The sequence below is a fragment of the Enterococcus sp. DIV0213h genome, assembly GCF_051711285.1.
Classification (GTDB): Bacteria; Bacillota; Bacilli; order Lactobacillales; family Enterococcaceae; genus Enterococcus_D; species Enterococcus_D casseliflavus.
In genome coordinates this window covers 3,354,237-3,372,885 of sequence record NZ_JBIOMH010000001.1, presented here as the reverse complement: position 1 = coordinate 3,372,885, position 18,649 = coordinate 3,354,237, and the positions used below count along the sequence as shown (strand labels likewise).

The 18,649-nt window shown below is 44.6% G+C and carries 18 protein-coding genes; 9 read left to right on the top strand and 9 right to left on the bottom strand.

Going from position 1 to position 18,649, the window contains the following annotated elements:
* Window positions 1-67: 67 nt before the first annotated feature.
* Window positions 68-1,261 carry a toxic anion resistance protein gene (locus tag IGI77_RS15725; protein ID WP_005227814.1) on the bottom strand — a complete coding sequence of 398 codons (1,194 nt, stop codon included), beginning with the start codon at window positions 1,259-1,261 and terminating at the stop codon, window positions 68-70.
* A gap of 97 nt (window positions 1,262-1,358) precedes the next feature.
* On the bottom strand, window positions 1,359-2,000 hold the full coding sequence (locus IGI77_RS15720) for a 5-bromo-4-chloroindolyl phosphate hydrolysis family protein (RefSeq protein ID WP_010749055.1): 642 nt from the start codon (window positions 1,998-2,000) through the stop codon (window positions 1,359-1,361).
* Window positions 2,001-2,218: 218 nt separating this feature from the next.
* Here IGI77_RS15720 and IGI77_RS15715 point away from each other — a divergent pair, with 218 nt between their 5' ends.
* Both IGI77_RS15715 and macP read left to right on the top strand, forming a co-directional pair.
* Entirely contained in the window at window positions 2,219-2,797 is a 579-nt protein-coding gene (locus IGI77_RS15715; protein ID WP_005227818.1) for an NUDIX hydrolase, read from the top strand.
* Entirely contained in the window at window positions 2,790-3,086 is a 297-nt protein-coding gene (gene macP, locus IGI77_RS15710) for a cell wall synthase accessory phosphoprotein MacP (RefSeq protein ID WP_005227820.1), read from the top strand. The genes IGI77_RS15715 and macP overlap by 8 nt, the downstream gene beginning before the upstream one ends.
* A gap of 57 nt (window positions 3,087-3,143) precedes the next feature.
* Here macP and IGI77_RS15705 read toward each other — a convergent pair whose 3' ends face one another.
* Window positions 3,144-3,746 carry a class I SAM-dependent methyltransferase gene (locus IGI77_RS15705; RefSeq protein ID WP_438770330.1) on the bottom strand — a complete coding sequence of 201 codons (603 nt, stop codon included), beginning with the start codon at window positions 3,744-3,746 and terminating at the stop codon, window positions 3,144-3,146.
* Window positions 3,747-3,897: 151 nt separating this feature from the next.
* Here IGI77_RS15705 and IGI77_RS15700 point away from each other — a divergent pair, with 151 nt between their 5' ends.
* From IGI77_RS15700 to IGI77_RS15690, 3 genes are read left to right on the top strand one after another with little or no spacing between them, the layout of a single operon-like run.
* Window positions 3,898-4,593, top strand: a complete 696-nt coding sequence (locus IGI77_RS15700) for a 5'-methylthioadenosine/adenosylhomocysteine nucleosidase (RefSeq protein ID WP_005227823.1) — start codon at window positions 3,898-3,900, stop codon at window positions 4,591-4,593.
* A 43-nt stretch (window positions 4,594-4,636) separates the two neighbouring features.
* Window positions 4,637-5,200, top strand: coding sequence for a cysteine hydrolase family protein (locus IGI77_RS15695; protein ID WP_005227824.1), 564 nt, complete (start codon window positions 4,637-4,639; stop codon window positions 5,198-5,200).
* Window positions 5,201-5,500, top strand: a complete 300-nt coding sequence (locus IGI77_RS15690; protein ID WP_005227832.1) for a hypothetical protein — start codon at window positions 5,201-5,203, stop codon at window positions 5,498-5,500.
* 50 nt (window positions 5,501-5,550) lie between these two features.
* On the opposite strand, the gene IGI77_RS15685 is transcribed toward IGI77_RS15690, so the two are convergent.
* Window positions 5,551-7,443, bottom strand: a complete 1,893-nt coding sequence (locus IGI77_RS15685; RefSeq protein WP_438770329.1) for a M13 family metallopeptidase — start codon at window positions 7,441-7,443, stop codon at window positions 5,551-5,553.
* 140 nt (window positions 7,444-7,583) lie between these two features.
* Here IGI77_RS15685 and IGI77_RS15680 point away from each other — a divergent pair, with 140 nt between their 5' ends.
* Window positions 7,584-8,123, top strand: coding sequence for a C39 family peptidase (locus IGI77_RS15680; protein WP_005233534.1), 540 nt, complete (start codon window positions 7,584-7,586; stop codon window positions 8,121-8,123).
* 71 nt (window positions 8,124-8,194) lie between these two features.
* Window positions 8,195-9,160, top strand: a complete 966-nt coding sequence (locus tag IGI77_RS15675) for a ribose-phosphate diphosphokinase (protein ID WP_010749060.1) — start codon at window positions 8,195-8,197, stop codon at window positions 9,158-9,160.
* Between the two features lie 78 nt (window positions 9,161-9,238).
* On the opposite strand, the gene IGI77_RS15670 is transcribed toward IGI77_RS15675, so the two are convergent.
* Window positions 9,239-10,258, bottom strand: coding sequence for a LacI family DNA-binding transcriptional regulator (locus IGI77_RS15670; RefSeq protein WP_005227844.1), 1,020 nt, complete (start codon window positions 10,256-10,258; stop codon window positions 9,239-9,241).
* 107 nt (window positions 10,259-10,365) lie between these two features.
* Window positions 10,366-12,630 carry a glycoside hydrolase family 65 protein gene (locus IGI77_RS15665; RefSeq protein WP_262119988.1) on the bottom strand — a complete coding sequence of 755 codons (2,265 nt, stop codon included), beginning with the start codon at window positions 12,628-12,630 and terminating at the stop codon, window positions 10,366-10,368.
* Between the two features lie 251 nt (window positions 12,631-12,881).
* Here IGI77_RS15665 and IGI77_RS15660 point away from each other — a divergent pair, with 251 nt between their 5' ends.
* Window positions 12,882-15,056: a PTS transporter subunit IIBC gene (locus IGI77_RS15660; protein ID WP_438770328.1), complete on the top strand. Its 2,175-nt coding sequence runs from the start codon at window positions 12,882-12,884 to the stop codon at window positions 15,054-15,056.
* A 93-nt stretch (window positions 15,057-15,149) separates the two neighbouring features.
* The gene (locus IGI77_RS15655) at window positions 15,150-15,980 is read left to right on the top strand and encodes an endonuclease/exonuclease/phosphatase family protein (RefSeq protein ID WP_438770327.1); all 831 of its coding nucleotides are present in this window, start codon (window positions 15,150-15,152) and stop codon (window positions 15,978-15,980) included.
* A 56-nt stretch (window positions 15,981-16,036) separates the two neighbouring features.
* Here the strand turns inward: IGI77_RS15655 and IGI77_RS15650 are convergent, their stop codons facing one another.
* The 3 genes from IGI77_RS15650 to IGI77_RS15640 form a co-directional block, all read right to left on the bottom strand.
* Window positions 16,037-16,477 carry a hypothetical protein gene (locus IGI77_RS15650; RefSeq protein WP_438770326.1) on the bottom strand — a complete coding sequence of 147 codons (441 nt, stop codon included), beginning with the start codon at window positions 16,475-16,477 and terminating at the stop codon, window positions 16,037-16,039.
* Window positions 16,470-17,243, bottom strand: coding sequence for a MurR/RpiR family transcriptional regulator (locus IGI77_RS15645; RefSeq protein WP_010749064.1), 774 nt, complete (start codon window positions 17,241-17,243; stop codon window positions 16,470-16,472). The genes IGI77_RS15650 and IGI77_RS15645 overlap by 8 nt, the downstream gene beginning before the upstream one ends.
* Before the next feature lie 63 nt (window positions 17,244-17,306).
* Complete coding sequence (locus IGI77_RS15640) at window positions 17,307-18,638, bottom strand: 6-phospho-alpha-glucosidase (protein WP_008379332.1); 1,332 nt, start codon at window positions 18,636-18,638, stop codon at window positions 17,307-17,309.
* Window positions 18,639-18,649: the final 11 nt, after the last annotated feature.

Below are 18,649 nucleotides of genomic sequence, written 5' to 3'. Positions count from 1 at the left end.
CACTTAAATAAAATTTTTCAAAAAAAGAGGACTTCCATTCATGGAGTCCTCTTTTGATAGATGAAATTTACTTGTTGCTGGTTAAATCCAATAAGCGGTCTTTCAAGTCTTCTTCTAGATGACCCAATTCCACTTCGGCAGCACGACGTTTTTCTTTTCCTTCTTTTTGGATCCGTAATGTTTCTTGGATCGTTTCCACAAGGTCGTTTTGTGTTTTTTGCAAGGTTTCGATATCGACGATGCCGCGCTCGTTTTCTTTCGCTGTTTCAATAGCAGAAACTTTCAACATTTCTGAGTTTTTCTTCAATAGATCATTGGTGGTCTCAGAAACTTGGCGTTGTGCCGTAACTGCATCTTTTTGACGCAATAAAGTCAAGGCAATGACCACTTGGTTTTTCCATAGTGGGATCGCTGTATTGACAGAAGCTTGGATTTTTTCTGCTAACGCTTGGTTCGTGTTTTGGATCAGGCGAATTTGCGGTGCCTGTTGGATCGTGATTTGACGTGCCAAGCGCAAGTCATGAGTCCGTTTGTCTAAACGATCAAGAAATTGCGTGTAATCGTTGGCGATCTGTACGTCCATTTGATCATTCGTTTCTTCTGCTTTTTTCATGGCTTCAGGAATGATTTTGGTTTGCAATTCTTGCATCTTCAACTCGCCAGCGGCAATGTAGATGTTCAATGCATCAAAGTAATCTTTGTTCTTTTGATACAACTGTTCCAACATCATGTTGTCTTTTAGTAAACCGTCTTTTTCTTTATCCAATTTGACGGCGATCTTGTCGATTTGGGCACCGATTTTTTGGTATTTAGCGGTGATTTCAAAAATGGATTGTTTTACTTTACCAAACATTCGCTTGAATAAGTTGCCTTCCCCTGCACGCAGTTCGTCTGGATTGGCTTCTTGCAAGCGATACATCAACTCCGTCAATGAGTCGCCCACAGGGCCGATATCAGCTGCTTGGACATGGTTCAACATGGATTGGGAAAACTCTCCAAGTTTGGTTTGGGCAGCTGCACCATAGGTGATGACCGCTTGCTGGTCGGTCGCATCGATCTTGCTGGCTAATTCTTGGGCCTGTGCTTGACGCTCTGGCGGTAATTTATCAATCAAACGCGGTGCCGTTTGCTGTTCTTTCAGCTGACTGATTTCCGCTTGTTGAGTGGTGGTCAAAGTGTCGACAGGGGTTGAAAATGGGTTGTTCAATAAATCGTCAAGCGTATCCGTTACGGGTTTTACTTGATTTGGTGTTTCACTCATAATAACTCCTCCTAATAATTGTCTGCTTTCGAAAAAAATCTAGCCTGGGCTAGATTTTTTTTTAGATTCTTTTCTTGTTGCCAATCAGAATCTATCCCTATTCATTATCTCGTTTTATGCTTTGTTTGGCAATGGATAACTCAACATCCATGTCATCAAGATCGTCTGCTACAAATTGGGAGTAGTCTTTGGCGATCAAGGAAGCCATTTGCTCGATGATTTGGGTGCTTTCCTCGATTTTATCATAGGTCTCACGACTTTTGATCTCATGGCTATTGATTTCAATGAACTTATCGGTCAAATCGACCATGTTGGGCAAGTGGGTATAAAGGAAATGACTTGCCAAAGGCAGTTTGGTCGGTTCTTTCACGAGTTCTTTGAAAAGAGCTTTTGAGGCACGCAAGGCATCGTGACGCAAGTCAATGGCTTTTAACTTGTTATTACTAGTGATATTTTTTTGGTATTTATCGATTTGGTGTTTCGTCTGATTCATCGTTTCACGGAACAATTCGATCTCACGAGCAGTCATTCCGCTTTTCAAGTAATGGGCTTCTCGTTCTCTCGTTAAAGAAGGCAAAACTTGTGGATCGGCTGCTGGAACTTTACGCCCTCTAATACCGACGTAGACTAAAATCGCACCGACGATTAATAATAGGCTCGCAAATGAATCGCCTACTACGTTAAAAATAATACTGATGAGGACGATCGCACCAACGATCAGCCAGATGTTTTTTTTCATTTTTCCTCCTCCTAAAAATCTCTTGGACAAGTAGATTGGGTTATTCGACATCTTTATTTTAGCATGTTCACTAAAAGAAAAATATCAGACTTGGGGTGGATTTTCCGATTTTTAGTAAATTCATAAGCTTTCTTGCTATTTCTTAAGAAGATATTTTTTCTAAATTATGCTAAAGTGTTTGATAGATAAGACGTATGAGGAAAGTTAGGTGTCGATAGATGTTAGAATTTAAAGATTTTGAAGAAAAAACGATCCAACGGAATGAAATTTTCCATGGCAAGATCATTGATGTGGTCGTTGATGATGTCTCCTTGCCAAATGGCGGGACCAGTAAACGCGAACTTGTCTTTCACCCTGGCGGTGTTGCCGTGATCGCCTTGACAAGTGAGAACAAGATGCTGTTCGTTCGTCAATTCAGAAAACCGTTAGAGCGAGTGATTTTAGAGATACCAGCAGGAAAAATCGATCCAGGAGAAGGCGCTCGTCCAGATTTGACTGGTGCCCGGGAATTAGAAGAAGAGACTGGCTATCGTGCAAAAACGCTGGAGCACGTTTCTTCTATGTACCTTTCACCAGGCTTTGCTAATGAGCTCTTGCACGTCTATTATGCCAAAGAGCTGGAAAAAGTGACAAATCCCTTACCGCAAGACGAAGATGAAGTGCTGGAAGTCTATGAATTGACCTTAGAGCAAGCACAAGCCGCTATCGCTGATGGAACGATCTGTGATGCGAAGACCGTGTTTGCGATCCAATTTTGGGAGTTGCTGGAATTGAAACGGAGGAACGGACTTGCCTAAAGAACCATTGATCACCCGCAGTGAGCTTCGACGCAGACGCGAAGAAGAACAAGCGGCAGCTGAACGCAATCAGCAAATCGTAGAAAAACAAAGCAAGAAAGAATGGAAACAAAAAGAAAAACAAATTGATAACCACTACCGAAAAGTGCGCAAGAAAAACAAAGAAATCACGAAGACCCGTGCCGGTGAGAACCAGAAATCTCGGGATCTGAACCGTTTTTTAATGAAAGCCATTGTGATCGTCACTTTATTGTTAGTCGTCGTTGGTTTAGCGATCTTTTTGTTGTGATTCATCTAGTACTAAGAAAAAGCCGCCCCTGCATCTTCTGCAAGTGCGGCTTTTTTGTTATTCGGTCGGCTTTTTCAAAATAGCTAAAAACATGGCCGCTGACTGATTCATGAACAAATGATCCGCTTCATGAAAAACGGTAAAGGAAGTGGCAGTAAACCCAGTCGTCTCTGCCAGTTGAGTCAATGCGGCAGGATCGAACCCATTATGAACCAGCGGGTGAGACACGGCGGGATTTTTGAGGAAATCCACTAGATAAAGGGTTTCTCCTGGCTGTAGCAAGGCGTATAGTTTTTCCATCATAGCGGCTGTGTCAGGAATATGCAGCAAGACGAGGGATAGCAGCACCGCGTCTGCTTTTGCTTGTAAGGATTCTTGCAGCAGATCGTGGACAGTTGCAGAAGCATTGGCCAGCTGCAGTTGGTTGATTTTTTTTTCAGAAACCTCGATCATGTTAGGGGCAGTATCCCAGATGGCTAAGTGCTGGATATAAGCTGCTAAGGGCAGACTTACTAGGCCGGTACCGCCGCCGATATCGATCAGAGTTTGGTGCTGGTTGTCTTTAAAATAAGGTTCAAGGGTTTGGGTGACTAATTGTGCTAACGCGATCCGTTCAGGGGTATCGTATTTTGCTGCCATGGCGTTGAAAATTTCAGACATAAGTGCCTCCTTTTATAATGACAAAAAACTGTTCGTTTCGTCAAAACTAGTTTATCATGAAAGGAGAAAAACACGTCAGTAGATACGTGGGAATTTCTGTTGTTTTTCATTTTAAAGGGTGAAAAATAAACGAGAAGCAGGAGGCAGACACATGAAAATTGGTATTATTGGTGCAATGGAGGAAGAAATCAAGGCGTTGCGGGAACAGTTGATTTCACCGCTTTCTTGGGAACGCGGCGGCGCACTATTTATTTCAGGAAGTATCGGCAATCATGAAGTGATCGTCGTTCGTTCAGGTATCGGCAAAGTTCTGGCATCGATCACCACTAGTTTATTGATCCAACAATATGGGGTCAATATGGTGATCAATACTGGATCAGCTGGTGGGATCGGTGCCGGCTTACAAGTAGGGGATTTAGTGATTTCAGATAAAGTGGCCTATTTTGATGTCGATGTGACGGGCTTTGGTTATGAATATGGCCAGCTGCCTGGCGGGATGCCTTTGTATTATGAAGCCAGCCGCTATTTGATCAGTGAGATGACGAAAGCCGCAGAAGCGACTCATCATACCGTGAAAAAGGGACTGATCGTTACCGGTGACAGCTTCATTCATGACCCGCAAAAAGTACAGGAGATTTTAGGACATTTTCCAGATGCCTTGGCTTGTGAGATGGAAGGCGCCGCGATCGCACAGACCGCGCAGCAATTCAATATTCCTTTCTTGATCGTGCGCGCGATCAGCGACACCGCCGACCACGCAGCAACCGTCTCTTTTGATGAGTTTATCTTAGAAGCTGGCAAGCGTTCCGCTGAAATGGTCTTGGCATTCGTTGAAACATTAAAGTAATTTAAAAAACAGGAGAGCCGATCCGTACGAGGAGGAAGGAAGCATGAGAGCATTACTATCCATTGATTATACGTTTGATTTTGTTGCAGATGAGGGACGATTGACCACGGGTGCTGCTGGGCAAGCGATTGAAGCTGCCTTAGTGGCTCGGACGCAAGCCTTTATCGAAGCCGGTGAGTATGTCGTTTTTGCCATTGATCGTCATGAGGAAACAGACAACTATCATCCTGAAAACCGCTTGTTCCCACCCCACAATCTTGCGGGCAGTACGGGGCGACATCTCTACGGCCGTCTAGCCCCGCTTTATGAAAACTATCAGGAAGCGCCAAATGTCTATTGGATCGACAAGCGCCATTACTCCGCGTTTAGTGGTACCGACTTGGACATCCGACTGCGGGAAAGAGGGATTACGGAATTGTATCTGACCGGTGTTTGTACCGACATCTGTGTCTTGCACACAGCAGTGGATGCCTATAATTTAGGCTACCAACTGGTGATCGATGCAGATACCGTTGCCAGCTTTGACGCGGTCGGACATGAATGGGCACTACGCCATTTTGAAAATACCCTGGGCGCGAAAATCATTTCTGCGAAGGAGGAAGCATAAATGGGATGGATGGATCAATTAAAAGCAAATTTCAGTTTCAGTGAACTGACTAGCCTTTATCAAGCGTATCAAAAAGGGGATCTTGATGTGAAGGCGTTGTTGAACAATGACTTCTTACAAAAGTATACGGATTTTCAGAACTTGGATGAGTTTATGGCTAAATTAGGCATCCAGAATGAAAACCAAATCTTCGACTTTCTAAAAGACCGCCCCAATCGGCAAAAAGCCGATCAAGTCGTCAATGAGCATTCCCAATTTGATTCTGTGATCAGTATGATGAAAAAAGCTTTACAGAAATAAACAATTGGCGAAGAAAAAGCGCAAGCAGAAAAATCTGCTTGCGCTATTGTTTACCAGATCTGCACACGATCTTCTGGTGCACGATACATAGGGTCACCAGGTTTGATATCAAAGGTTGTATAGAATTCATCGATGTTTTGAACTTGGATATTGGCACGTAGTTTCGCTGGTCCGTGGACATCGATCGATAGTAAGAGCTGTTGGTATTGTTCTTTGGCTTTTGTACGCCAGATCTTCGCCCAATTGGTGAAGAAGTCTGCTAAAGAAACATCGCTTTCTTTTTGCGCTGCTTCTAGCGCACAGCTTAGTCCGCCTGCATCGGCGATGTTTTCAGAAACAGTCAAGGTTCCATTTACGGTACCGCCGGCAAAGGGCAGTCCATCAAACTCGTCGATCATCGCTTGAGCTAAGCGTTCAAAGTGTGCCAAATCTTCCTCTGTCCACCAATTGTTTAAATTACCATATTCATCAAATTTTGCTCCGTTGTTGTCAAAGGCGTGGGAGATCTCATGAGCAATGACCGCGCCGATCCCCCCATAATTTGCGCTGGTGGATTGTTCCAAACTATAAAAAGGTGCTTGTAAGATTGCCGCTGGGAAAACGATCACGTTTTTAAATGGGTGATAGTAGGCATTCACGGTAGCGGCGGACATTTCCCATTCCTCGCGATCCACGGGCTGCTGCCATTTTTTGAAGGCATCTTCTCGGAACAAACGATTGAAATGCAGGGCATTTGCCAGCAGACTTTTCTCTTCATCGGTATGCAATTGGTCATAAATGGCAGGAACTTGATCAGGGTACCCGACATGGATGCCTAAACGATTCAATTTGATGATCGCTTTTTGGCGAGTTTCTTCACTTAACCACGTGTTGTTGCGCAAACGATCTTGGTAGACAGCAATCATTGTTTCCACCATGTGTTTGACGTCTTTTTTCGCCGTTTCCCCAAAGTACTTGCGTCCATAATAATCACCGATCACTTGACTAAAATGACCCATCGTTAAGTAATAAGCCGCTTTTTGTTGGGGAGCCGCTTCATCGATCCCTGATAAGTAGCGGCTGTAGGTTCCGCCTAACTGACGCAATTCTTCACTCAGATAGCTAGTATAGCGCAAGCTTTGGTTGACGATCATCCAGCCTTTCAAGAGTTCAAAATGGCTATCAGAAACAATAATGTCAAAGGCTTCAAAGTAAGCGGGTTCCGTTACGATCAGCTCTTCTGGTGTCCCTGGTAAAAGGGCCGTCAAGAGTTGTGTAAAATCGATCTTGCTGGCTTGCTTTGCAAATTCTTCCAAGGAGCGAGGATTGTAATTTTTGCTATAATCCGCACTTTCTTCCGCACTGCGGACGTGAGGGGCGATCAATTTATCAAAAGCGATCGCTTGCTCTACCAACGATTCCGCTTCTGCTTGGTCTTTTCCATAAGCAACTAAAACGTTGACGGCCATCTCAAAGTAGACTTGCAGCATTTCGCTTGCTTGGGGATTTTCTGTGTAATAAGTTTTATCCGGCAAAATAGTAGTAGGCGGATAGACCGACAAAGTATTCATTTGCGCATTTTTCATGTCTGCAACGACATCTAGCTGGAAAGGCAAGGCAATGCCCTCTAAAACGAAACTTGCCAGTTGCTGATTCAATTCCTCATAAGAACGCAACGTTTCGATTTTTGCTAATAGTGCATTTGCTTCAGTAGCGCCAGCTGCCTCTCGTTGGGCAAAATCGCTGGCTAAGCGGTAAAAAGCCACAGCATCCTTCATGCGGCCTTTTGGCGTAGCATGGGGATCGTGTGCCATATTTTCAAATTCTGCGATCATTAAGGAATCGATTCCGTCAACGAGATCTTGGAATCCACCCGTAGCGGGTTTATCTGCTGGAATAACAGCGGTCTCCAGCCACTCGCCATTTACATAGTCATAAAAATCATCTTTTAACAAGGTTGTCATGTCTTTCGCTCCTCTCGCTTTCTACTATTATGAAACAAAATCTGTAAGGACGCAAAGAAAAGTTTTCTAGACGAAAAAGGGTTTTGATCCAAGTAGGAGGAGAATCTAAGGTATAATAAGAAAAAAGGCAGGTGAACGAGATGGAACAAGTAGAGTGGAAAGGGATCGCCGAAGAGCGGTTTCGTCCGTATAAGCAGTGGGTCACTCCTTCAGGGTATTTATGCGGCACCTATGCGGCAGCCGTCTTTTTGGCCTACTATCAAGATTACATCGATGAAACGATCATCCCGAAAGCGTTTCGTAGAAAAAAACAGCGGGATCTGACAGTAGTGACGGAAATGCTGCGGGTGCTGATTCAGCCTCATGGGTTGCCGACGATCGCTTGGCAGGTCAGTCATGGATTGACTCGGTTTTTCGATCAATTCCAATTGCCTTACCGCGGACGTGCGACTGTTGTTGGCGGCTGGCATCGAGCGTGCAAACGAATCGATGAAGGCAAACCGGTGATCATCGGTATTTTGAAGCCTTTAGGCAGCACGTATGGCAATCATTGGGTCGTGGCTTACGCCTACGCTGAAACCGCCAGCGGAGAACGCTATTTTAAAGTTCATGACAACTGGGGCAACTACAAAAAAGTGATTCCCGCCAGTTGGGTAAACGGTACCGTCACACTTCCTTGAACGAGACGGTTAAAAAAACAGTCACTTTGTGCTAGAATAGAAGAAAACAACCACATTCATTGGAGGCAATCATGGGCGAAAGTTATAAAGATAGTTCGTTGAAAATTTTTAGTTTAAATGGAAATTTACCATTAGCAGAAAACATTGCGAAAGTTTTCGGTACAGAACTAGGGAAGTCAAAAGTGACACAGTTTAGTGATGGAGAGATTGCCATCAATATCGAAGAAAGTGTGCGGGGCGACCATATTTATATCATTCAATCGACGAATGAACCCGTCAATGATCACTATTTAGAGCTATTGATCATGATCGATGCGATGAAACGGGCTAGTGCGAAGACCATCAATGTCGTTTTGCCTTATTACGCATATGCGCGGCAAGACCGAACCGCCAACCCGCATGAGCCGATCACTGCAAAATTGATTGCCAATATGCTGGTGGAAGCAGGGGCTTCTCGAATCTTGACGCTTGATCTGCATGCCGTCCAAGTTCAAGGATTTTTCGACATCCCAGTGGATAATCTCTTTACGATCCCATTGTTTGCCCATTACTATCGCGAACAAAAAATGACGGGTGACGACTATGTCGTGGTTTCACCAAAAAACAGCGGTGTCCAACGGACCCGTAGTTTGGCAGAATACTTAGATACAGCGATCGCGATCGTCGATCAAGATGAAGCCGATGGCGGCTATGTGATCGGTGATGTCGTTGGGAAAAAATGTATTTTGGTTGATGACATTTTAAATACCGGCCATACATTGGCAAAAGCGGCAGACTTGTTGAAGGAAGCTGGTGCCAGCGAAGTGTATGCTTGTGTCTCTCACGCCTTGCTTTCACCGCCTGCTAAAGAAATTTTGGATCAATCAGCGATTGAAAGTATTTGTGTCACCGATTCTTGCTGGACCAGCGAAGAACGCCATCCAGAAAAACTGCACTACATTTCTTGTGCCGAATTGATGGGGGAAGCCGTTCGCCGCATTCACGAAAATACACCAATGAGTCCATTGTTCCGTCTGGAAAGCAAAGAGTATAAATAAAAATATGAAAAGCACCCGCTATCCTTAGGGACAGCGGGTGCTTTTGCATGTAAGGGGAAGTGGACAAGACCCAGCGGATCAGTTCAACTGGTTGCGGTTTAAGACCGTTTCTCGTTTGATCAGCTTATGTGGTACGACCAGCTGTACGCCGTTTGAATCTTCATGATTCAATTGCGCCATCAGCCGTTCGGTAGCGATTTTTCCTAAGGACAACACGTTGATATCGATACTAGTCAAATACGGATGGGTCAAAGTAGCAAAGATCGAATTGTTGAAACTGATGATGGATAAATCGTCGGGGACTTTGTAGCCATACATCGTCGCTAATTGAATGATCCGCACAGCGAACAGATCATCGATCACGACGATGGCCGTTGCTTGGGATTCTTTGATCGTTTCTTCAAACGTGACGTAATCTTCCGCTTTTTCAAAGGTCAATGCTGGATAAAAGGGGAGATTTGCCAGCATCATGGCTTTTTGGTAGCCGAAGAAACGCTCGAAATACAGGTTTTCATGGGTCGTATTGGTAGCAAATAATATCTTCGTATGCCCTTGGGCGATCAGATGCTCGGTTGCTTGCTTGCCTAACAACTGGTTGTCATTATCGACAAAAACGATTTTGTCTTCATTGCTGTATGGTTGACCAATCAAGGTAAAAGGGACTTCTTTTTCGACCAGATAGTCGATGATGGGGTCTTTTTCATCGGAATAGACCAAGATAAAGCCATCTACTTGTTTTTGCAGGTGCATCCGTTCCACGTTTTTTAGTAATGTAGCAAAGTCACGGGCGGAGGCAACGGCAACCGTCATTTGATGATGGCGGGCCTCTTCATTGATGGCTTCGATCGTTTCTAAATAAAAGGGGTTTCCTAGTCGTTCTTTCGAATCAAGAGGCGGCAAGATCACGCCGATGGCACTGGATATCTGTTTGCCGAGATTTCGAGCCGCAAGATTGGGGACATAGCCCATTTCTGCCATTACTTTGCGCACTTTCTTCTTGGTATCTTCAGAAATGCTGGGATGATCGTTTACGACACGAGAAACCGTGGATGTAGCGACGCCAGCCTTTTTGGCGACATCTTTGACCGTAATGCTCACTGATTTCCCTCCTTTTTTAGCTTATAGTATCACAAAGTGTCGGCACAAGGGTAGAGCCAATCAAAAGAAAGAAGAAATGCAGACATTTCTTCTTTCAGAAGGCTTGTTTAGTTGATCGCTGTACTGATTTCGTCTTCTAAAACATAGTCTTTGCCATACAACTTGATTGGCAATGCCTCACCGCTGATTTTCTTCAAAGTCACCGTTGACTCATTGACGGAAACAAAGAGCAGACGACCACGATAGTTGATGTGGAAGGCGTAGCGGCTCCACGTTTTAGGTAAGAATGGCGCAAACCCTAAGTGATCGTGATCAGTTTTCATTTGAGCAAAACCTTGAACGATCGCTAACCAGCTGCCGGTCATAGAAGTGATGTGCAAGCCATCATCGGTATCATTGTTGTAATTGTCCAAATCAAGACGAGCAGTCCGCTCATACATTTCCAACGCTTTTTCTTCCATGCCTAATTCCGCTGCTAAAATCGCATGGATACTTGGAGAAAGGGAAGATTCATGCACTGTCATCGGCTCATAGAAATCAAAGTTCCGTTGTTTTTCTTCTTTGCTAAATTGATCGCCGAAGAAGTAGATACCTTGCAAAACATCGGCTTGTTTGATAAAGCAAGAGCGCAAGATATGATCCCACGACCAATTTTGGTTCAACGGCAAATGTTTTGGATCAAGATCGGAAACGGGCATCAAGTCTTTGTCTAAGAAGGTATCATGCTGGACGAACACACCAAGATCTTGGTCTTCTGGGAAGTACATATTGTCGATGATGTCTTGCCATTTGGCTTGTTCTTCGTCAGAGATCGTGACCGTCGCTTCGTCTTTGAAGGTTTCATAGCTGGCTAAGGTATAAGCTAAGACCCAAGTAGCCATTTTATTGGTGTACCAGTTGTTATTGATATTGTTTTCGTATTCGTTTGGTCCTGTAACGCCATGGATCATGTATTTTTGCTGGCGTTTTGAATAGTGGACACGATCTGCCCAGAAACGTGAAATCGCGCTTAACACTTCTAATCCTTCTTTTTTCAGGTAACTTGTATCGCCAGTATAATTCGTATAGTTGTAGATGGCATAAGCGATGGCACCGTTTCGGTGGATTTCTTCGAAAGTGATCTCCCACTCATTGTGGCATTCGATCCCAGTGAAGGTCACCATTGGGTAAAGGGCACCTGCTAAGCCTTGTTTTTGCGCATTGATATGGGCTTGCGGCAATTGGTTGTGACGGTATTTCAACAAGTTACGGGTCACTTCTGGTTTTGCTAATGCCAAATACAATGGAACTGCATAGGCTTCGGTATCCCAGTAAGTCGCACCGCCATATTTTTCACCAGTAAAGCCTTTCGGTCCAATGTTCAAGCGCTCGTCTTCGCCATAATAGGTTGAAAACAATTGGAACAGGTTGAAACGAATCCCTTGTTGCGCCGCAGCATCGCCTTCAATGATCACATCAGCTAAATCCCAGCGGGCTTTCCAAGCAGCGACTTGTTCTGCACGCAACGCATCATAATCTGCTTTGTATAAAGTGCCTAATTCGGTGACTTTTGCTGGATGATCATGAGCGGGAACATCACGACTCGTAACGATCAAGACTTCTTTGATCAATGAGAAGGTGTCACCGGCTGTTCCAGAAAAGGCAAAGGTATCAGCAACGCAAAGCTCGCTTTTCACGGAATCGATCGGTGTTTGGCTATGACGCATAGCAGAAGTGACAGTAAAGCGTTCAATGTCAAAATTATTTTCTACGGTCCGAGTGGTCAAGTAATGGAAAGTTTCGGTTTGACCATGAGCCAATTCTTCCCAGAAACGTTCGTCGTAGTTGCTGTCTTCGTTATGGACATTGTTATCTAGTTTAGAAACGACTTTGATCTCAGCGTCGCCTTCAATGATCTCAGCGTCCATCTTAATGAGGGCAAGTTCACGTTTTACGATGCTCAAGAAGCGTTCAAAAGAGAATTTTACGGTGGCGCCTGCCAAAGTGACAGTAAAGTTGCGGCGTAAAATCCCGGTTTCCATGTCTAGTTCTAAACGGAAATCACTTGGGCTGATTTTTGCTAAGTCGACTAATTGGTCATTGACAAATAGGTCCATTGCAATAAAGTTGACCGCGTTGATCACTTTGCCAAAATAGTCAGGGTAGCCGTTTTTCCACCAGCCGACACGGGTTTTGTCTGGGTACCAGACACCAGCGATATAAGTACCTAAGTGATGATCGCCGCTGTATTGTTCTTCAAAGTTGCCGCGCATTCCCATGTAGCCATTCCCGATACTTGTTAGCGACTCTTGCAGTCGACGATTTTCTTTATCTAAGGTAGATGTCGCGATTTTCCATGGATCGATCTCGAACAATCGTTGGATTTTTTTCATGAAAGTCCCTCCAGAATCTTTTTGATATCTCTATCATAAGCGCAAACGATTGCATCGTCAAGTGAAAGTTGTTGCGTTTAAAGAATTTCCTATTAGGAAACATCGAGAAAGAGAGATCCAGTTATATAAAGGTGAAAAAGCGAATAGAATCCCTTTTGATATTTCTGGGTTTACAAAATCTTTTTTCTCCGTTAGAATGAACTCATTAAGAAACCGATTGCGTAAATCGATTCAGGGAAGGAAGAAGGAAGATGAAAAAATTATTGAGCTTCGAATTTTGGCAAAAATTCGGAAAAGCGCTAATGGTGGTTGTCGCTGTTATGCCAGCCGCTGGTTTGATGATCAGTATTGGGAAAACGATCCCAATGATCAATGCCGACTGGGCATTTTTGATCACTACAGGAGGCGTCATTGAAAACATTGGTTGGGCAATTATTGGGAACCTGCATTTATTATTTGCATTAGCTATTGGTGGTAGTTGGGCTAAAGAGCGAGCTGGTGGGGCATTTGCTGCTGGGATCGCCTTTATTTTGATCAACCGAATCACTGGTTCGATCTTTGGCGTGACGAGCGCGATGTTAACCGAAGAAGGCGCCTTTACCCATACGTTATTTGGGACGAAGATCATGATCGACGGCTTCTTTACTAGTGTATTAGAAGCACCTGCTTTGAACATGGGTGTCTTTGTCGGGATCATCGCCGGTTTTGTGGGAGCAACAGCTTACAACAAATACTATAATTTCCGCAAATTACCGGATGCGCTTTCCTTCTTTAACGGCAAACGCTTCGTACCTTTCGTAGTGATCGCCCGTTCAGTAGTCGTCGCATTAGTGTTATCGATCGTTTGGCCCTATATTCAGGCAGGCATCAACAACTTCGGTTTATGGATCGCGCAATCACAAGAAAGTGCGCCCGTTTTAGCACCGTTCTTATTTGGAACCTTGGAGCGGCTGCTCTTACCATTCGGGCTGCATCACATGTTGACGATCCCGATCAATTACACCGAATTAGGTGGAACTTACACGATTCTTTCTGGCGCACAAGCCGGCACCCAAGTCTTTGGACAAGACCCATTATGGCTTGCTTGGGCAACGGATCTAGTGAACATGCGCAATGCTGGCGATACGTCACAATATCAATTTTTATTGGAAAACTTTGTTCCTGCCCGCTTTAAAGTTGGACAAATGATTGGTTCATCTGGGATCTTGATGGGCTTGTCTTATGCCATGTATCGCAATGTCGATGCGGACAAACGGCACAAATATACCTCTATGTATTTATCAGCTGCTATCGCTGTCTTCTTGACAGGGGTAACGGAACCGTTGGAGTTCATGTTTATGTTTGCTGCCGTACCGCTTTACATCGTTTATGCAGTCGTACAAGGGGCTGCGTTTGCGATGGCGGATATCGTCAACTTACGGGTCCACTCTTTTGGGAATATCGAGTTGTTGACCCGTACCCCAATGGCGATCAATGCCGGCTTAGGACAAGATTTGATCAACTTTGTGTTAGTGACCATCGTCTTTGGTGTTGGGATGTATTTCTTGGCCAACTTCTTGATCAAAAAATTCAACTTTGCAACACCAGGTAGAAACGGCAACTACGAAACAGAAGGAGCCAGCGATGCGCCAGCAACAGCTTCGGCGGATGGCAATTTGAACCCAGATTCGCAAGTCGTGAAAATCATTCATTTATTAGGCGGACGTGAAAATATCGCCGACGTTGATGCATGTATGACCCGTTTACGGGTCTCTGTGAAAAATCGAGAAGCAGTCGGCGATGAAAAAGCATGGAAAGCCGCAGGGGCTTTAGGCTTGATCGTAAAAGACAACGGCGTGCAAGCAGTCTATGGACCGAAAGCAGATGTCTTAAAATCAGACATTCAAGATATCTTAGATTCTGGTGTCACGATTCCCGAACCGACGGCTAGTCAAGCACCAGTAGAAACCACTACCCACCAAAGCCAAGGCGTGACAGCTGAACTAGCTGCCGTTGCCACTGGAGAAGTGATGCCGATCACCTCTGTCAAAGACCAAGTGTTTGCGGAAAAAATGATGGGTGACGGTTATGGCGTGCGTCCAGAGCAGACGACAGTTGTCGCACCAATCAGCGGGAAAGTCACCAACATCTTCCCAACGAAACATGCGATTGGCTTGCTTTCTGATGAAGGCATCGAAGTATTGGTTCACATGGGCTTAGATACCGTTGACTTAAACGGTGCCCCCTTTACGGTAGCTGTCACTGAAGGACAACAAGTGGCGGTGGGTGACAAGTTAGCGGAGATGGATCTCGCTGCAGTAAGTGCTACTGGCAAAGACACCACCATCGTTGTAGTGTTGACCAACAGCGATCAAATCGATTCCTTTGAATTGACCCAAATCGGCAAGCAACAAGCAGCCGCAGTTGTTGGAATCGTAAAACTATAATAAAATGACAAGCGGGTCGACTCTTTTGTTGATCCGCTCTCTTTTATTTTTTAAAGGAATCGTACAAGCAAACCGAGAGAAGGAGCCTTATTCATGAAGGTATTAACATTGAACACCCATAGCTGGTTAGAAGAAAATCAGCTCGAAAAATGCAAGATGATCGCACAAGAGATTGCAACAGGCGACTATGACATCATCGCCTTGCAAGAAGTCAACCAAACGATCGCTGCTCAAACCATCGTTCCTGATGGGCTATATTGCCCCACAGATACGCTGGTGGAAATCAAGGAGGACAATTTTGCTTTACGCCTAGTGGAAGAACTGCAACTGTTAGACTGTGATTACTACTGGTCATGGACCTACAGTCACGTAGGCTATGACATTTACCACGAAGGCAATGCCTTATTGTCCAAACAGCCCATCATTGCCAAAGAATACCTTGCTTCACAAGCCACGGATGTCTGGGATCATACCACACGCAAAAACCTGAGCGGCGTGACTGAAGCCGATGGACAGATCGTACAAGTCGTTAGCTGTCATTTTTCTTGGTGGCAAGACGGTAAATTTGCCTACGAGTGGCAACAGACAGAAGCATTTTTAGCAGAACGGGCAAATACCTTATTGATCCTAGGAGATTTCAACAACGATGCGGCCAGTTCTGGTCATCAACTCGTCCTTGACAGCTCCTTACAGCTGCAAGACAGCTTTTTAACGGCTACCGAAACGATCGGTGAAGCCTCTGTCGTTAAAGCCATTGATGGTTGGCAAGACAATCGAGAAGCATTGCGGATCGATTATGTTTTTGCATCCAATGACCTGCAAGCAACGGAATATGAAGTCGTTTTTGACGGAACGCGTACTCCGATCGTCAGCGATCACTTTGGAATCAAAGTGGTTTTTGCTTCAAAAACAGAGCCAAACTAGCAGAAGCGACAGCAAAAAAGCAGTGCCAACTGGCACTGCTTTTCTTTTTGGGGAAGTTAAATCGCTGATCGAACAAGGAGGAAAAAGAATAAACTCAATAAAAGAATGAATGCTAATGCCCCATAGGTAAAACTCTTTTCGCCCCAGGTTGCGTTTTCCTCCTGACTCGAAAGACTCCTTCTTGTAAAAAAGACGAGTCCTGCGCCGATGACATTCGCTGTCAGTAACTGTTGAAAGAAGATCAGGAATAAATACTGACCCAAAAGGCCTTTTTTACTCATGGAAAACCGTTGAATAAAGTACAGGCAAGCCCCTTGCAGCAAAAGGAGACTACTTAACAAGACCCCTAAAGCGGCTAACGGTTGCGAGTTGAGGTACTGGGCAAAGGTCATCCCATGGTTGAAGGCAGTCAAGGAAAGATAAAGATAGTAAGCACCGGCGATCAAAAGCCAATAACTCAGTAAAATCAATGAAAACGCCCATTTTCGTTTAGTCATGGTTGCCCTCCTGTAAAGTGAATAGTCCGTAGGAACGGATCAAATAATCAATCAAGCAGCTTAGTCCAATCAAAGACTGGCTAGGGATTTTCTTGCGACCGATTTGAAAAAAATCGCAATAATAGGTCAGGTGAAACGTTGAATGGCGAGCAAAATAATTATCTCCTGGCGCACTCAATGTCAAAACGGGAATCTGACGAATCGCAAAAGTCGTCAGATTCTCTTTGACGTTTTCTGTTTCGCCGCTCAGTGAGGCGATGATCACACAATCTTCGGCAGTGATCATCGGCATGACCATATCAAATTCCGTTTTGTTCGGCAATACGATCACTCGTTTTTCCATAGAAAGCATCATTTTGGAAAACTCCTCCAGTGCTTTCTTTTGGGAAAACCCAGTTGGGTAGCAGTAGATAGTTTTGCTGCGGTCAAACAAGCGGTTGAGGGCAGCTAAGTCTACCGTTTTTACATAGTTGAGGGTGGCGAAAATATCCTCTTGTTGCTTTTCAAAAATCGTTTTTTGTTGCGAAATCGTTGTTGCCTGTTCTTGCTGATGCCGTAGAAAATATTTGAACTCGGAATAGCCAGAAAAACCAAGTTTTTTCGTCAACCGTAAAATAGAAGACTTGGAGACGTGAACCTGCTCGGATAGCTCGACGATCCCCATAGATAGAACGGTGTCGCCGTTGGAAAGAATGTAGTTTAGAATGCCACGATCAAGTTCACTTAACTCTGATTGGTGCTGTTGAATCAAATACTGTAATTTCACAAAAACCCCTCCTTATGGATTAAGTATAGCTGAAAAGCCAGGAGGGGAGGCGAAGAACGCTGGCTAGTGTAATTCTGGCCAAAAGGCTTGATTTGCTTCAATCAATTCATCGAGTAATTCTTTGGCTACACGGGCATTTGGGACCACTTTTGAAAGAATCAGTGCTTGCCATAATTTTTGGTAAGAACCCTCTGCCCAAGCCTCCACGACTAATTTTTCTACGGCGACTTGTTGCTCCATCAATCCTTTTTGGAAGCGAGGGATCTTGCCTTGTGTGATTGGTTCTGCCCCGTTACTGCCGACGATACAAGGCACTTCCACCATTGCCTGCTCATCAAAGTTGACGATCGCTCCTTCGTTAGGCACGATCAACAGCATCCGTTCTTGCGTGTTATAAGCGATCGCTCGTGCAAGGTCCACGATGTAGCTGGCGTGTTCATCCACTTCAAGCGTGGTGTCAGTCGCTGTCTGGTTTTCTACGATGCGTTGGCATTCACCAAAGACGTGTTTTTCGCGGCCAGCCATGACTTCATTTGCCCGTGTAAAAGATGGGTTGGTGTGCGCCACTTCATCTTGAGGGAAAAAGTAATATTTCAAGTAGGTATTTGGCAAAGTGGATGGATCAACTTCGTACACTTCTTTTGCTTTGGCAAAGGTGTGCATCCAGCTGGCATCAGCATGTTGGCTCGCTTCGATTTCTTCTGGCAATGAATAGCCGTATTTTGCCACATGCGCCTGGATCTGCGGCAGCAAATCATTGCCAGCTTTGTCTCGTATATCTGTCCACCAGCCAAAGTGATTCAAGCCATAATAGCGAACCACCAACTCTTTGCGAGAAGCTAAACCGATCGCTTGCGCCATCCGTTCTTCGATTCCCACTGGCATATCACAAATATTAATGATCTTGGCATCAGGGCGCAATTTACGAGTCGCTTCTGCGACAATCGCTGCAGGATTGGAATAATTCAACATCCATGCATCAGGGGAATATTTTTCCATGTAATCGACTAACTCCAATACACCGCCGATAGAACGCATCCCATAAGCGATCCCGCCAGGACCACAAGTTTCTTGGCCGACCACACCATATTTCAAAGGGATTTTTTCATCCTTTTCGCGCATCGCATACAAGCCAACTCGGATATGCGCCATCACAAAATCGACATCCTGAAATGCGGTTTCGGGATCAGTGGTTGCTAAAAAGCTGATTTCTGGTGCGCGTTCTTTTAATAAAATCTCGCAAGCTTGTGCAACTTTTTCTTGTCGTTCTTCCAAATTGTCGTAAAACTTGATTTGGCGAATCGGGAAACGATCCAAGTGTTCCAAAAGCATCAAGACGATTCCTGGGGTAAAGGTACTGCCGCCTCCGGCGATCACGATTGAAAATTTTTTCATTTTTGTTTCCT